Consider the following 15,263-nt stretch of genomic DNA (forward strand, 5'->3'; position numbering starts at 1 on the left):
GGTCCAGAGGTCCAGAGGTCCAGAGGTCCAGAGGTCCAGAGGTCCAGAGGTCCAGAGGTCCAGCATCCTCACTTGCTGGAGAAACACAAGATATTATTAGGCAGTATTCCGTCCTACAAAATAATGTTTTATCGCAAAAAATCACTGTAGGACCTCTGCCAAGTGCTTGCCCACTGCACCTACATTTTTCGCATTGCACCACGAAAACCAAGCAAACTGCCCTTAATATTTGCCACGCAACCAAGGATGCTCTGCAGACTAGTGAGAGATATTGAAAAACATTACCCGGAATCTTAATGATCCGAGCTGTACAGTAGTGCTCGACGTGACGCATTGGGTGAAATCACGCTACCATAGCGCGATAGCACATTAACAGTTACCAAAACTGTGCTCAAACAGCAACTCTGGCAATATATCTACTTTCTTATTTGCACCACATTATAAACATGTCCCTCCATTCCTGCACTGAGTATTAGCGATGAGCAAAATGCACGCCGTGACGCGCACCTATGCTTTACTACCCCACAAATTCGTATCAGTGCACCCTATCATATACAAAGTGATCGCATTAAATGCCTTTTCTGTATCGTAAGGTTTACGTTTGATCAGCGTATTCTGGTAAAAATCGTGAGCGTGACGTATTCCCGCTGCCTTCAGCTTACTGCACCAACCAACGCTTTATCCCGCAAATATACCGGTGCAGAGACATTGATGACATGCGTTGGACATTTGGCCTGGGCAAGCCAAGCTATGAGTCAAGTACCTTGCACTATGCTATACGGCTCTGAGGCTTATGCGCTAGTCGTCCCTGTATAGCAAAGTAGAACATGCACTGTACCCCATTTAATATTAAGGGATGATTCATAAAACAATAAGTTGTCTTTCCTGTATGCAGAACAAATTGGCGGTTATATGCAAAAAATGGAACGTGTACGAAGAATGTTGATCCATAGCAACCTGTCTCGTTCGAATTCTCTGCGACTCTCTCAGTTTCAAGCTCTGAAGATAGTTTTGCACCCCCAGCGCTGTTTCTGAGCAGGATAATTCACCTGAACAGTGTTGACACCATTTCTTTATTTTGCTAGCTTGGCCTGGAGTTTTTTGGGACGTTCGATGCCAAGTACAGTAGTGGTGGGGCTGCAATGGGGTGATGAAGGAAAAGGTAAGATAGTAGACTGGCTGTCGGAAAACGCCGATGCAGTAGTGAGGTTCCAAGGCGGTAGTAATGCCGGGCATACCATAGTGGTGGAAGGTAAGGTGTACAAGTTGAGCTTGTTGCCTTCGTCTGTGCTACGAGAGGGCAAGCAATCCATCATTGGTAATGGCGTGGTGTTAGACCCGTACGTACTGGTCCAGGAGATTGAAAAACTCAAAGACAGTGGCATATCTGTTACCCCTGGTAATTTATCTTTGTCGGAGACGTGCCCACTTGTACTTAGTGTCCACAGAGAAGCGGAGGCCCTGCTTGAGCGCCTACGAGGCCCTCACGCGATAGGAACAACTTGTATGGGGATAGGGCCTTGCTATGAGGATAAGATTGGGCGCCGTGCTATACGGCTTTGTGATCTCATGGACGCAGAGTCGCTGCGTAGCAAGGTAGAATGTTTGCTTTCCTATCATAATTTGCTTAGGAAAGCTACTAACCAATACGATCTGCAAGTAGATGCGGTAATGGATGAGCTATTAACGATAGCACCAAGTGTTCTGCCGTTTATGAAGCACGTTGCCGGCTTAATCCGCGAACAATTACAAGGAGGGGCTACAGTGCTTTTTGAGGGGGCTCAGGGTGCATTGTTAGACGTAGACCATGGCACATATCCGTATGTAACTTCAAGTAACACTTTGGCTGGTTACGTGCAGGTTGGCTGCGGGGTTGGCACGCTGGACAATGTGCGCACGCTTGGCATAGTTAAGGCGTATACCACAAGAGTGGGAAATGGTCCATTCATAACAGAGCTATCTGGTGAGCTTAGCGATCTTATGGTTGAAAGAGGAAAGGAGTTTGGTACCGTGAGCAAAAGAAAACGCCGGTGCGGCTGGTTCGATTCCGTTCTGGTGCGGCATACTGCGTTGTTGTCCGGCGCAACAGAGATAGCCCTAACAAAGCTTGATGTACTCGATGCTTTTGATGAGATAAAAATCTGTGTAGGGTACAGACATATGGATCAGAGCTATAGCTATCTGCCCTCAGCTACCCATATCCAGAAAAACCTTGTTCCTGTGTACGAAGTTTTGCCTGGCTGGCGTACGAGCATCCTAGGTGCTGTTTCAAAAAATGATCTGCCAAAAAACGCACTGAGCTATATAAAGAGGATCGAGGAGCTTGTTGGTATCCCGGTAAGTATAGTCTCAACAAGCCCTGACAGGAATCATGTTGTGTCTTTAGGTAGCGCTAACTGCTAAAGCCTTTTATAAGGGCACACGCTCTCCATAGGGGATAGTGCGCAAGGGTGCAGACATATGTTGCAGTGGGCTCTATCAGAGTGTAGCAGGCCGTTAGTAGGTTGCGGTGCGAGAGCACACGCAGAACATGCTGTAATGCAAGAATCGCTAAGATACTCTGGTTCTCTTGAAGGAGAACATTGCGTAAAAAATGAAACTAGGGTTACTCGTGCGTAGAGCAAAAATAGTTTCAACCCACACAAGTATCGGTACCTAATTGCACTTGCTGATTCTTGTTGGTATCGCGTAATACCAGCCCATTGCTGGGGCCACTCCAACTTAAAAACTGGGACTGCGCCGAGGTTCAGCATACTAGCCATAATTTAATTAGTCAAAACACATAACAGTGTGTTATCGCACAGGAGACCTAACATCGAATACTGCAGGCATTTAGCATGGGTATCATGTTGGTCGGAATGGAGGTAGAAAAATCTATTTACACATAATACAAACAGCATGAGCATCAACAGCGTTTTCGGTATTGATAGATAGAAAACGTTAGCCGACTCGGGTATGTATGCTACCAATAGCACCATATGAATCCCCAGATCCATGCGGGCTGAGGAATGCAGGTTTGAGCATTAGCCTTGTGAGCAGATTCAGTTCTTATAGCATAACCACCATGCAATCTGTCAGCAAAGCAGCGTATATCACAATCAACTCCCTCCAGCACAATTATACCCCTCATTGAGGCTGGTGCGCAGCAAAGTGTAAGATAGGAGTAAAGAAGCTATGCTCATCTCAGTGAATTACATCCGCGTAATTACCAGATCTTGCCAGAGTAATTCATTGCTCAGCTAGCTCCCACAGCGATGACCGCAGTGCGTGAATTCGTAGATACACTGTAGCCGCAACAGCCCAACATAAAAAAGGTCCGTGCTCTAACACTAAATCACTACGTGAATAGCACAACACTACTCACAGCTTAGGTGCGCATCACGCAGCGGTACCGTAGGGCTTGAACAAGTACCACCAGTCGATATTGGCTCACTCCTCTGTACAAGCCACCGTATTCCCGCTCCAATGGCGGTAACTGCAGTACGTAAATCGCAGATACGCTGTCTCGACAACAAATACAAACAAAGGTACAGGTAGTCCGACTGTGCCACAACATGAGCAGTGTAATACCGAACGTAGATTATGCGAGCATCATAGTGTTTACCACAGGTATTTTAGCCAATCCAGAACATGGCATAGATCACAATCTCACCAGCACAAGAAACTAATCACAATTCTTCAGCTACGTGCAGCTGATTCTAAAGCCACTTCCTGAGTGCAAAACTCGCAAGATCTCAATTTTGAAACAACCGGTATGATTTGTGTGCAGTGGTCAACAGTAATGACAGTGCCCTTGCGCAAAGCCATTGAGAATTAAGCACCAGTGCACATGGCTTCTTCACGGTAATCCCTGAAGAAATGCTACCACGGTTATGGAGTGCAGTTTCTAATGCACTATAAACGGAATTTAAGGCCCAGCAGCTGCGTTGATCCCCATCTCGTTTGCCATATCCAGTACTTGCTGCAAAATAAGCGCAGCTGAAACTTTGTCATCTATCTGCTGAGATGCTTTCCTTCGCAGCCCCGCTGTCATAGTAGCGCGACTTGCCATAGCAGTCGTATACCTTTCATCATGAAGATATACACATACGCCTGACTTCCGAATTAACTTATCAGCAAAACTCCTAACCTTGGGACACATATCACCCTCTAGCCCATCAGACTGCAACGGTAAACCCATAACCACAGCCCTTATATCTTTAGCCTTCAGTATGGAATTTAGTTCCCCAAGATCCTGACGCATGTTACGCCTCTCGTATACGGCAAACGGAGAAGCTATGAGACGCGTCGCATCACTAAGCGCTAACCCCATTTTTCTTTCGCCAAAGTCTATGCCCAAAACCCTACCGCCACCTGGCAATAACGAAAAAAGCGTGGCTATATCGGCACAAAGCATAAACCAACGTACTACATAACCTCAGTTAGGCAAATCACGCCTACCATACTTCGATACCCAGCACAAACCCTACTGACACGCCAAGCACTCATCATAGCTAAAATTAGTTATCTGCTTCCGTGGCACAACAGCCTTGTCCCCAACATCGTGCGACACTTTATCAGCACGCTGCACGGACTTGGATCTCAGATAATACAGGCTCTTCACACCCTTCTTCCATGCAAGGAAGTGCACCTTGTGCAGATATCTCTTGTGCACACCTGCAGGGAGGAATATGTTCACCGACTGCGCCTGACATATATACGGAGTTCTATCACCACTGTGTTCGACAACCCAGCGCTGATCCAGCTCATATGCTGTCTTGAATACAAGCTTTTCGTGCTCGCTAAGGAAATCAAGATGTTGAACGGACCCCTCGTTTGTCGATATCGTCGACCATACTTGATCGTCATCCTTGCCTTTTGACTTAAGCAACTCCTGCAAGAACTTGTTTCGCACTATGAAAGAACCTGTCAGGGTCTTATGAGTAAACACATTCGCTGCATACGGCTCAATACCAGGAGACGTGTTTCCAGCTATGATAGATATGGACGCCGTAGGCGCTATCGAGAGCTTATGCACAAACCGCTCCATCTTATTGGCGTCTATAGCATCAGGACATGCTCCCCTTTCCAGAGCCAGCTTGTATGACACAGCATCAGCCTGGCTCCTCAAATGAGCAAAAATCTTCTTATTCCACATAGTCGCAGCAAAAGACTCGAAAGGTACCATCTTACTCTGCAGGAACGAGTGGAAGCCCATAACACCAATTCCTATACTGCGCTCCCGAATCGCAGAATATCTGGCACGCTCTATCTCAGACGGCGCCTTGTTGATAAAATCTGTCAGGACATTATCGAGAAACCTCATTACATCCTCAACGAACAGCGGGTTGGAACACCACTGGTCGTAGTACTCAAGGTTCAGTGACGCAAGGCAACATATAGCTGTGCGCGATTTGTTGAGATGATCTTCTCCCGTCGCTAGAGTTATCTCCGTGCACAAGTTGGACATCTTCACTTCTAACCCCAACTCTTTGTATACGTCGGGCTTACACCTATTAACAGTATCGACGAAAATTATATACGGCTCTCCTGTTTCAACGCGCGTAGTCAAAATTTTAATCCATAGGTCACGGGCCTTGATAGTGGAGATAACGCTCCTATCCTTAGGACTCACTAAATCCCATGACAAGTCCTTCTCGACCGCCAGCATGAACTCATCGGTCAAAAGCACACCATGGTGAATATTTAAAGCCTTCCTGTTCGGATCCCCTCCAGTAGGCCTTCTAATATCTAAAAACTCCTCAATTTCCGGGTGCCACACTGGAAGGTATACCGCGGAGCTACCCCTGCGCAAAGACCCTTGGCTTATAGCCAAAGTAAGCGCATTTTGCACGACAATGAACGGAATGATACCCGAAGTTTTCCCGCTACCTCTTACTTTCTCCCCTATTGACCGCAGGTTTCCCCAGTAGCTACCTATACCTCCACCACGTGACGCAAGCCACACGTTCTCATTCCACAGATTCAATATCCCCACAAGACTATCTTCAGTCTCATTCAAAAAACACGAAATCGGCAGGCCTCTACTCGTACCACCATTGCTTAGTATAGGAGTCGCAGGCATAAACCATAGCTGGCTCATGTAATCATACAGACGCTGCGCATGCTGACTGTTATCAGAGTAGTACTGTGCAACACGCACAAAAAGCTGCTGATAATCCTCATTCTCCATCAGGTACCGGTCGGCCAAAACCGCCTTACCAAAGTTCGTCAGGTTATTATCACGAGTATAATCTACAACAATCTGTGACACTTTATAATACCCCCAGTTACCACTTACCACGGCTAAAATACAGAAGCCGCAACCTCTCCATATTCCATATACTGTATCTATATCATCATTTTAGCACGATATACAGTATGTACAGAAAAAAAGATCTCAACACACCCCACACCGGTAACAAAACGTTAAAAGAGACATAAACGGAAACAGACTCTGCGAACCCCTACGCTGAACACAGCTTAGGAAGTGACTCCCACGGGAGTCGAACCCGCGTTACCACCGTGAAAGGGTGGGGTCCTAGACCACTAGACGAAGGAGTCAAAGTCGCTCCAATATATTCACCATCTCAAACGCAGTCAAACAAAATTCCTGTAACCTTCTTGCCACACAACAGCGAGCTCCTACACGGTACAACCAATGCGCCTTACACTCGTTTTAAGAGATAAAGTGAAAGCTCACACAACCTAACGACAGTGTACGTAAAAAATTCAGAAATAAAAGGGGAACGTAAAACTCGGCCATACACCTGGAATATCTGTCAAATCAGGAAATACAAAAAGCAAAAATCTGGTAATACACACAAACTCCTGTATATTGTTCGTCTTGTAAGTGAGAATTGTGTAATAATGCGTTACCGCCTGCCAGAACTCATGAAGAGTTTTTCTGTCGCTATGGGGGCGGAGTTGGCTGGAATAGTAGCTCAGAGATCTGGCAGTTCCCCACAGCTAGCAGGCGCGTTGCGCTATTGTGTTTCTACACCTGGTAAGTGTTTGCGTGCATTTCTCGCCGGGACGATAGCAAAGATTTTTGGCGTAGCCGAAGCACGATTCTTCCCTATGTGTGCAGCTATAGAAGCGATACACACGTATTCGTTGGTACATGACGATATGCCGTGCATGGATGACGCTGCCACAAGACGAGGAAAAGCTAGTTGCCATTGTGAGTATGGAGAGGCCATGGCGCTTCTTGTGGGCGACTCTTTGCTGACACTAGCCTTCGAGTTATTATCTGCAATGGAGGAGGATTGCACTGTAAAATGTGAGATCATAAAGGTAATTTCAAGAGCCTGTGGATGTTCCGGCATGGCTGCCGGTCAAGCCCTAGACATGGAAGGTAAAGCAGATTCTCAACTGGAAGCTGTAAAAAGGATACATGAGCTTAAAACCGCATGCTTGTTTGCTGCAGCGTGCGAAAGCGGTGCCATCTTGGCTGGAGCCTCCGATGATACAAGAGAAACCTTGGCGGCCTACGGCAAGGCCTTGGGATGTGCTTTCCAAGCGCAAGATGACTTGAACGATGTGGGGGAAGATGTTCGACGTCCTAACATAGTTAACGTGTTGGGCGCTGATGGAACCGCAAAGTACGTAGATTCTCTATTGCACCAGTGCGAAGCGCACCTAGAAAGCCTGAATGCAGACACTGTGGTCTTAAAGGAACTTGTGATGTTTGTGAGAAACTTGAGTCTATGAAGAAAATTGCCTGTATTGCGCTTAACATCTCAGCAGTTGTTGCGATTTGTTGCCTTGTGTTGAAGGTAGCATCATCTGTAGTTGCCGAGAATGGCGTCGATGAAAGCGGCAAGCCTTACACGCTGAAGGTGATGGGATCAAGTGGAGTTGGATACAGGTTGGGAGCAACCATACTGCGTCCGCTGGTTGAATCGCGGATCGATTACCACATAAAGGAGCAAGGCCTTGAGGAGTACTTTAAGAGTTTGAAGGCAAAGGCAATCCCTAAAAGTAATTTCACCTCCAATGATATGCTACAAGGCTCTGGTTCTAAAGCAGTGTGTGGGCAGCAAATTACCGCGATGATATTTAGTTTGCCTTCTCCTAAAGGTTCACATAATGCCATTCCTAGCGCTGTTGAAATCACAAAACTGCTTACCAACAGTGCTTCGTCAGTAAGCTTTCAGCTGGGCTCGTACTCAGTACCTGAGGTAAACTACGGTGTAGTAGGAATGAAAAAGGAGGGAAGCAGAGTTATTTTGATAGAAAACGGAGAAAATGCCGGTAGCCACTACGTAAGTTTAATCTCTATCGACTCATCCGAGCCTACAGAATCATCCCTTGAGCGCTTTTTTGTGTTTGACAAGGCAAATCCTGACTATTCAGGCTCAGAAGTTCTGTTATCAAGATGTGGTGATGTAGTGAATGTAGGGTATAATCTCCGCGATTCCTCTGGAAACATGCTATTGCACAATCAAACAGCAACTTTCCGCGTAGGAAGCCGGCAGGTTCCCATTGCTCTTGACTTAGCCGCAGTTGATCTTAGATCCGATAGTCTCAGGTCAGTCATAGTTCCCCCTGAGCTCCTTACCGGGTTTGACGCAAACTTGACAGATTCTGGAGTAAAAATACTCGATCTGTGGGTTGTGCCAACAGAAGGTAGCAATGCTGGGAACCCGGGTTAAAGACACTTGAGGCTTGTCCCCTAGCAGGCATAAAAATGACCTTGTCATAATGATTACCCCCTGCCACAGTCCCTACGCAGGGCATCTTATGCTGCTCTCAAAATCTCCGTCACCCTGGCAGAAATACCTGCAAATGGTGGTAAAACACGCAAACAGATCGACAATATAATTTGCAGCATAATCAAGTACTGTGGTCACACGGCGCATAAATATGCGTGCCTAACATGTTGGCCACAAACTCCTTATCTTTGTTCTCTACCGTGTTCTCGCATGAACACACTTTAATGCATATGGAGCTACTGGTGCCACTATCACACATACAAATTCATTTGCAGCTACCGAATTACTGTCTGAAAACGCTAGTTCCACTTCTGGAAGAATACAATAATAAGCCCCGTAAGGCGATTATGCGCTATTATCGCGCCCCATAATCATCTCGTACTGGTACCTACCATGCGCCTGCATACGTTGCGAAAGCGCCATACAGATTCAGAGCCTCATGGCCTTCCAATATAAAGATGCTTGAACCACTGTAGTGTAGTTCTATACATCTTCCAAAGAAGGTATTTTCTGTTTACAACACGCAAAAAAGATTTTTACGTGGTTTCCGTTCGGACATGTTCGTAAAATAATACAAAATGCCTACAAAGTGCGTGATAAGACTAAACTAAATCCCACGTATCAATGGGCACGATAATTCAACAAAAGGAAACATGTACCGCATTTTTTGATACTTGCACAACGTCTGCAGCAAGGAGTTTATTTCTTCTATCCTACATAAACTCAGAGCACAGACGATAAATCACGCGTTACAGTATGTAAAAATCAAAGCACATCACTACGAAAAAGCTCTCCGCTGTGTACTCGTGCAGGCACCGTTATATAACAGCATAACCCGCCACCACTTGCAGATTACAGGCTATACTACACATGACCACATTTCGGACCAGATATATTCAAATATCCAAATACGCCATGTTCCAAAGCGAAGCATAATTTTTCCATGTAATACATAAATACTCCATAACCGCATTTAAAACCTTATGCTGTCGTACAGGAATGTAAAATTCTGAGGGCTTTATCCCTGCAAAAATGTTCATTGGTTCACTGGTGAGCAGGTCCATCAATCACAAAATCTACAGCGCAGTATAGTGATCCAGAGCTATGGATATCCCAGCATTACGTACTATCACGACTCACAAAACACTGTTTACGTAATTACGCATCTACCTCTTTCCAGTACATTAAAATACAACTGGGCGCTAAAATACAGCGTTTTAGCGCAGGTGTAATAATAAAATTCTCCCCTTTGGATGCGGATAATACTATATCCTTGTAGCTACGCTATCAGTAAATCATAATTAATGTCTGGGAGCTGTTCTGTGCCCAAAAATATTTCTGTAGCACATATGCGAGGTGTGACCAGGTAGTTTTTTAGGCAAAACCCATCGCCTCTGCACGGTATAGTTTTTTGCAGACCGAATTTGTGTTTTATCCAATACGCGATTCTAACGGTTCCGCACATGAGGGCAATATAGCATAATTAGACATGAAAACTGCATCGGTCACGCATAAGCATGCAGGCTTTCATAGCGGGGATTACCACCTTTAAGCAGCGAAACAACCTCTTCTACAATTGCAGGAATACTGAGATAGCCATATCTGTACAGGCCATTTATTCGAACAATTTTATTACCAAATAGCACTCTGGGCAGGTTATCTCGAAAGGCGGGCCTGCAAGCGGACAGCATGTCCAGTATTCTGGCTTCAGCAAACCCCTTGTGCAAAGAATATAGAGCTGAAAGCATCTCCAAAGCTGACTGCACGGAAACTTCGGAAAAGTCGCAACTCTCTATCTCTGATGCCCCTACAAGGAATAGATTTCCCTTCCGTGGCACAACATATATGCTATAGCGCGGATGCGTCACCCTTATAGCTCGTTTGAAGGATGCTCCTGGAGCGTATACCACTATTGATTCTCCTCTTACACCACGCAAATACGGAATGTCACATTTTGCCCCAATTCCTCTGCAATCGAAAACAACATCAAAAGTTCGCGATATTCCCTCAGCTACTATTTCTCCGGATGATACTCGTGCAACATTCGCATTACTATACCAGGTAACTCCATGAGCCATTAGGGCGTGTTCTAATTTACCAAAGAGAGCTACATTGTCTATGCTACCCTCCCCCTTTATGTACATACCATATGGCGCTGACAGACCTGACTCTAGCTCACATATGTTGTTCGTAACATATAATTCGCCGAACATGTCAGGAAATCGCTTTCTAATTATTTCGCATCTTCGCTCTAAATCGGGCAAATCAACTGTGTGCGCCACTATGATGCTCCCGTTGGTCTGCAAACAATCACTTGCGTCAATGTAGCGCAGAAGTTCTGGCCATAGCTCCATAGATCTGTGACCAAGTTCCACAACTAAGTCACCAATACTTTCGGCCTCTGAATACAGTGAGAGCATACCCCCAGCCGCGTAGCCACAGCTCCTTTTACCTGACGTGTCATCTTGGTCGAAAATGGTTACATCCCATCGTTCTCTTAGCAGGCACAGAGCTAAAATCCTCCCGGCCAACCCTGCTCCAGCTATGCCCGCAGTTTTTACCATAGCGCTTTCCATCCTATAAGGTCATAGTCTGCCTGATTACAAAACCAGTAGCTACAGAAGCCTAACCATTTTGTTACTATTACGGTGAAGAGCAAAGCAATCAACTCCCAAAATTACAGATTACTGCTGCCGTGAACTTTTCACGCACCATACATTTCCAACAAAACGTTGACCCACTGCTGATCACGTCAGACACGCGTGTAGCAATATGTGCATTGAATACACAATATTGCCTTTACGCATATAAGAAAACATATTTCCTTTTGCACCTTATGGCCCAAATCAGCCTCTAGAAAACGCAAGTACACCAGTGCGGTACAAGCTTTACAGAACTAAAAACCCTTGCCAACCAACTGAGAACCCCACAACTATCCCTTATAAATGTCATAACGGGTAGTGTAGTCACGGAATTTACCCTTCTCAGGCTCGAAGTATAGCCTTACATTTCCTATAGGGCCATTCCTTTGCTTGGATACCAAAACATCAGCTAAGTTGCTTATGGAATCCATCTTTAGTTGCCACTCCGCGTGTTTTGAAGTACCCTCAGCGGGTTGCTTTCTTAGTTCGTAGTATTCTTCTCTGTACAGAAACATCACAACATCTGCATCTTGTTCGATACTACCTGAATCACGTAAATCCGATAATTGAGGCTTTTTATCATCACGTTGTTCAACCAGCCGGGATAGCTGAGACAATGCAACAAGTGGAACATTTAGCTCCTTTGCAATAGCCTTCAAACCCTGAGTCACCTCAGAAACCTCCTGCACACGATTCTCACCACTACGCTTCGTCGTACCCTTTATGAGCTGTAAATAGTCGACAAAAACCACGCCTACGTTATGCAGCTGATGCATACGTCTGATCCTGGTCCTCAACCCACTTATAGACAGAACTGACGAGTCATCTATAACCAACGGGAGGTCACATATACTCTCACTTGCCCTCAGTACCTGTTGCAGATCACTGCTGCTTATCTTACCAGATAGCGCCTTGTATGAGCTAATTTCTGACTCTATGGATATAATCCTGGATGCAATATGCTCCGCCGACATTTCTAGTGAAAAGAACCCAACACTTTTGCCCTTGTCCTTAAGCGACTTACATGCATTGAGAGCCATGTTCAGCGCTAAGGCCGTCTTTCCCATTGATGGACGCGCAGCTAATACAATTAGATCCGAGTTCTGTAGACCATTTAGTAGCTGATCCAAATCCTTTAGACCAACAGAAATGCCCTGCAGCGCATCTCTATTCTCTCTAGCAGACTCAATCTTCTTCCTAACGTCACCTATGAGCGTGGAAAATAGGTGGTAATTTCTATCCGCTTTTCCCTTATTCCCCAACAAAAAGAGCTTTTGCGATGCACCTTCTATCTGGTACTCAGCAGGATTGTCGGAATCGTAGTCGTACGCATTGCCCACAATGTCATTGCCTAGGGATATCAGACACCTTCGTAGATGCGCATCGAAAACTACCTTAGCAACGCTTCTGATATCAAAAACAACGCTGGCCTTAGCAGCGATCTTAGCCAGGTACTCACCACCACCACATTCAGCAAGTGCCTCATCGTTATCAAAAAACATTTTAAGGCTTATCTCATTTGCCGAAAGTCCCCTTTTGTTTATCTTTACTACTTGGTCAAAAATCCTGCCGTGCAGCGGATCATAAAATACTTCCGAGCTTATTATATCCTCCAGGGCATCACATATCCTGTTATCCCTGAGCATGGCACCAATAAGCATTTGCTCTGCTTCAACATTGTTAGGCAGATGAGTAATATTACCAAGCAAACCCTTTTCCGCCAAACTTTGCACAAGGCCCCCCCAATACAATAGACCACTAACAGATATAAAGGTGAAAAACTCCGGCTTCTACCTGGATCTCCCCCTATGTTTACCCTGGTACATCCCCTTCATACTCACAAGCATTTGCCAAAACCCGTTTTGCAAAGTGCTCGGCTTCACGCCAATAAGCCTGCTGCGTTTTTCTGACATGACATACCTAGTCCACCTACCGATGGGCTCCATAAGCCCAATAATTCGTACCGGATTTTGGTACTCAGCCTGTGTACCAGCATCTTTTTGCCTGATCTGTGCAGCGGCCCTCTCCTTTGCCAATTCCCTGTGCTTCTTCTCCAAATAGCGTCTATGCTTTTCCTCATTGGTGAGATTTTCTTCCTCATCCTCAGCACTAAAAAACGCCTTTATGTACCTACGAGCCTCATTGAAACACAGCCTGAGCAGACCAAAAGCCAAACAGACAACAATAAAAACCAAAAAACCCGTTAGAACTTTCAGAGCCATGACTCAAACGAGATAAACCCATGCCAGGTATTCTAACACAATGTAACAAAATGAGGAAGATATTGGCCATCGGTCATACCCACGTATACTATAGCTTAGGTGCAACACAACGTGGTATTGTGTACTTCCTATTACCTGTAGTGAAATTACAAACTTGGATATGCGAGCATCAACCTACATGAAATCAGCTATGGAGGAAGCAAGACTTACTCCTAATGAGGTACCTGTGGGCGCTGTTATAGTGAAAGATAAGGTTATAATATCACGGGCGCATAACCTTACAGTGAACGACCTAGATCCCACAGCACATGCAGAGATTTTGGCTATACGCCGTGCATGCTCGCTCCTCTCTTCCCACATACTGAGTGACTGCGATATGTACGTAACTCTGGAACCCTGTGCAATGTGCGCACAGGCAATATCCTTTGCTAGGATCAGAAGACTGTACTTCGGAGCATATAACGAGAAGCTTGGCGGCGTAGAAAACGGCGCACAAGTATTCAAGCATTGCACCCATGTACCCGAAGTGTACGGCGGATTTTTCGAACAAGAGAACTCTAATGTGCTAAAAGAGTTCTTTCAAAAAATACGCTCATCTAACTCTCAATAGTTCGTCACAAATACGTGAGACAGTACGTTATCCGTTTCCCAAGATATTTCTGAGTAGAATTCCCAGAACATACTATACGATATAAGCATTGTTCAATGCGCACCCAGCGTATAAAGCAGAACAAAAAATCTATACTTGTGGTATATGAAGGCTGCAGCAAAGTTCAGCACAGCAACATTCGTACCTTGTCTATTACCAACTACGATAATTCAGTGAAAAAACTTCCCCACTGCTCCACAAAATTTGCAACCTACTTTTTCGTAAATCCATAATTTGAAAAGTCGCCTATTCGGCACTCGGCAACCTGTAGAGGTATTCTCAGAAGTAACCATACCTCATTACAAAAGCTCCTAGCTCTGTGATAACGCCCATGTGGCCTGCACATTACAAATAAAAATACATAGCATGTAACTTGCAGTGGGAAGTGCCGAAAACGCCGGAAAGAGTCATCCAGAATATTAACATCGCACAGTTTAAGCTCTTTATCCATAGCACTGCCATTTAATACATGCATACATGTACCGAGACCTGGCGCAAGTAAGATTTACACAGGGCAAGAGCTGTACAGTTCACAAATAGCAAAGCTTCTCGCATAACTCGATCTGCATACATTGCGCCACGGACAGCTGCCGTTACCCAATTGCACGCATGTTCGCACGGCAACAAAAAAGTTTACGGTACCACCAATCAGAGCGTAGAGTCAAAACATCTTGGCGCTCACTCTTTTCAGAACGTATATCAGTAGTAGGTTTTACGTAATACCCCTTGCCGGCAGCCTAAAGCAGAAAATTCGAAAGAGCAAAATATACATTAACCCTGTACCCGAGGAAATAAGCTTTCATAGCCCAAGATATGTGTAATTACTGTCTCGCAATTTCCGCACTGCCATGGTTTACCATGAACAAAAGCACAGGCGCCTTTTTTCGAAGGCAAATTATAGTACATGAGGAAAGCCCCAAACATCACTCCACCCACCTCTAGCTTTCACGGCATAAAGCGCTTATGCATAACCCAACCATTACCACCTATGCTTTTCAACATTCGGAATCAACTTACCCTTTCCTTCTTTCATGTAACAAGCCTCTATACTCTA

9 protein-coding genes and 1 tRNA gene are annotated in these 15,263 nt (G+C 45.2%); 4 read left to right on the top strand and 6 right to left on the bottom strand.

Annotated features, from left to right (window positions below):
* Positions 1-1,113: 1,113 nt before the first annotated feature.
* Complete coding sequence (locus PGW94_RS01270; RefSeq protein ID WP_271757823.1) at positions 1,114-2,403, top strand: adenylosuccinate synthase; 1,290 nt, start codon at positions 1,114-1,116, stop codon at positions 2,401-2,403.
* Between the two features lie 1,504 nt (positions 2,404-3,907).
* Here the strand turns inward: PGW94_RS01270 and ruvX are convergent.
* The 3 genes from ruvX to PGW94_RS01285 all read right to left on the bottom strand — a co-directional run bounded on the left by ruvX (position 3,908) and on the right by PGW94_RS01285 (position 6,543).
* Entirely contained in the window at positions 3,908-4,396 is a 489-nt protein-coding gene (gene ruvX, locus PGW94_RS01275) for a Holliday junction resolvase RuvX (protein WP_271757825.1), read from the bottom strand.
* A 69-nt stretch (positions 4,397-4,465) separates the two neighbouring features.
* Entirely contained in the window at positions 4,466-6,253 is a 1,788-nt protein-coding gene (locus PGW94_RS01280; RefSeq protein WP_271757827.1) for a ribonucleoside-diphosphate reductase subunit alpha, read from the bottom strand.
* A 217-nt stretch (positions 6,254-6,470) separates the two neighbouring features.
* A tRNA-Glu gene (locus tag PGW94_RS01285) sits at positions 6,471-6,543 on the bottom strand.
* A 306-nt stretch (positions 6,544-6,849) separates the two neighbouring features.
* On the opposite strand from PGW94_RS01285, the gene PGW94_RS01290 reads away from it, so the two are divergent.
* Together PGW94_RS01290 and PGW94_RS01295 are read left to right on the top strand one after the other, a co-directional pair.
* Positions 6,850-7,692, top strand: coding sequence for a polyprenyl synthetase family protein (locus PGW94_RS01290; protein ID WP_271757832.1), 843 nt, complete (start codon positions 6,850-6,852; stop codon positions 7,690-7,692).
* Positions 7,689-8,636 carry a hypothetical protein gene (locus PGW94_RS01295; protein ID WP_271757835.1) on the top strand — a complete coding sequence of 316 codons (948 nt, stop codon included), beginning with the start codon at positions 7,689-7,691 and terminating at the stop codon, positions 8,634-8,636. The genes PGW94_RS01290 and PGW94_RS01295 overlap by 4 nt, the downstream gene beginning before the upstream one ends.
* A 1,565-nt stretch (positions 8,637-10,201) precedes the next feature.
* Here the strand turns inward: PGW94_RS01295 and PGW94_RS01300 are convergent.
* The 3 genes from PGW94_RS01300 to PGW94_RS01310 form a co-directional block, all read right to left on the bottom strand.
* Entirely contained in the window at positions 10,202-11,260 is a 1,059-nt protein-coding gene (locus PGW94_RS01300) for an FAD-dependent oxidoreductase (protein WP_271757837.1), read from the bottom strand.
* A gap of 368 nt (positions 11,261-11,628) precedes the next feature.
* The gene (locus tag PGW94_RS01305; protein WP_271757839.1) at positions 11,629-13,071 is read right to left on the bottom strand and encodes a replicative DNA helicase; all 1,443 of its coding nucleotides are present in this window, start codon (positions 13,069-13,071) and stop codon (positions 11,629-11,631) included.
* A 57-nt stretch (positions 13,072-13,128) separates the two neighbouring features.
* Positions 13,129-13,560, bottom strand: a complete 432-nt coding sequence (locus tag PGW94_RS01310; protein ID WP_271757841.1) for a hypothetical protein — start codon at positions 13,558-13,560, stop codon at positions 13,129-13,131.
* A gap of 178 nt (positions 13,561-13,738) precedes the next feature.
* On the opposite strand from PGW94_RS01310, the gene PGW94_RS01315 reads away from it, so the two are divergent.
* Positions 13,739-14,170 (top strand): nucleoside deaminase, encoded by a 432-nt coding sequence (locus PGW94_RS01315; protein ID WP_410519515.1) that lies wholly within the window; start codon positions 13,739-13,741, stop codon positions 14,168-14,170.
* The last annotated feature ends 1,093 nt before the right edge of the window (positions 14,171-15,263 follow it).

The organism is Candidatus Anaplasma sp. TIGMIC, assembly GCF_028204095.1.
Lineage (GTDB): Bacteria > Pseudomonadota > Alphaproteobacteria > Rickettsiales > Anaplasmataceae > Anaplasma.

Bases quoted from the DNA above. Each gene is read 5' to 3' on its own strand.
- PGW94_RS01270 (WP_271757823.1), top strand. From the start codon at position 1,114: ATGCCAAGTACAGTAGTGGTGGGGCTGCAATGGGGTGATGAAGGAAAA.
- ruvX (WP_271757825.1), bottom strand. From the start codon at position 4,396: ATGCTTTGTGCCGATATAGCCACGCTTTTTTCGTTATTGCCAGGTGGC.
- PGW94_RS01290 (WP_271757832.1), top strand. From the start codon at position 6,850: ATGCGTTACCGCCTGCCAGAACTCATGAAGAGTTTTTCTGTCGCTATG.
- PGW94_RS01295 (WP_271757835.1), top strand. From the start codon at position 7,689: ATGAAGAAAATTGCCTGTATTGCGCTTAACATCTCAGCAGTTGTTGCG.
- PGW94_RS01300 (WP_271757837.1), bottom strand. From the start codon at position 11,260: ATGGTAAAAACTGCGGGCATAGCTGGAGCAGGGTTGGCCGGGAGGATT.
- PGW94_RS01310 (WP_271757841.1), bottom strand. From the start codon at position 13,560: ATGGCTCTGAAAGTTCTAACGGGTTTTTTGGTTTTTATTGTTGTCTGT.
- PGW94_RS01315 (WP_410519515.1), top strand. From the start codon at position 13,739: ATGAAATCAGCTATGGAGGAAGCAAGACTTACTCCTAATGAGGTACCT.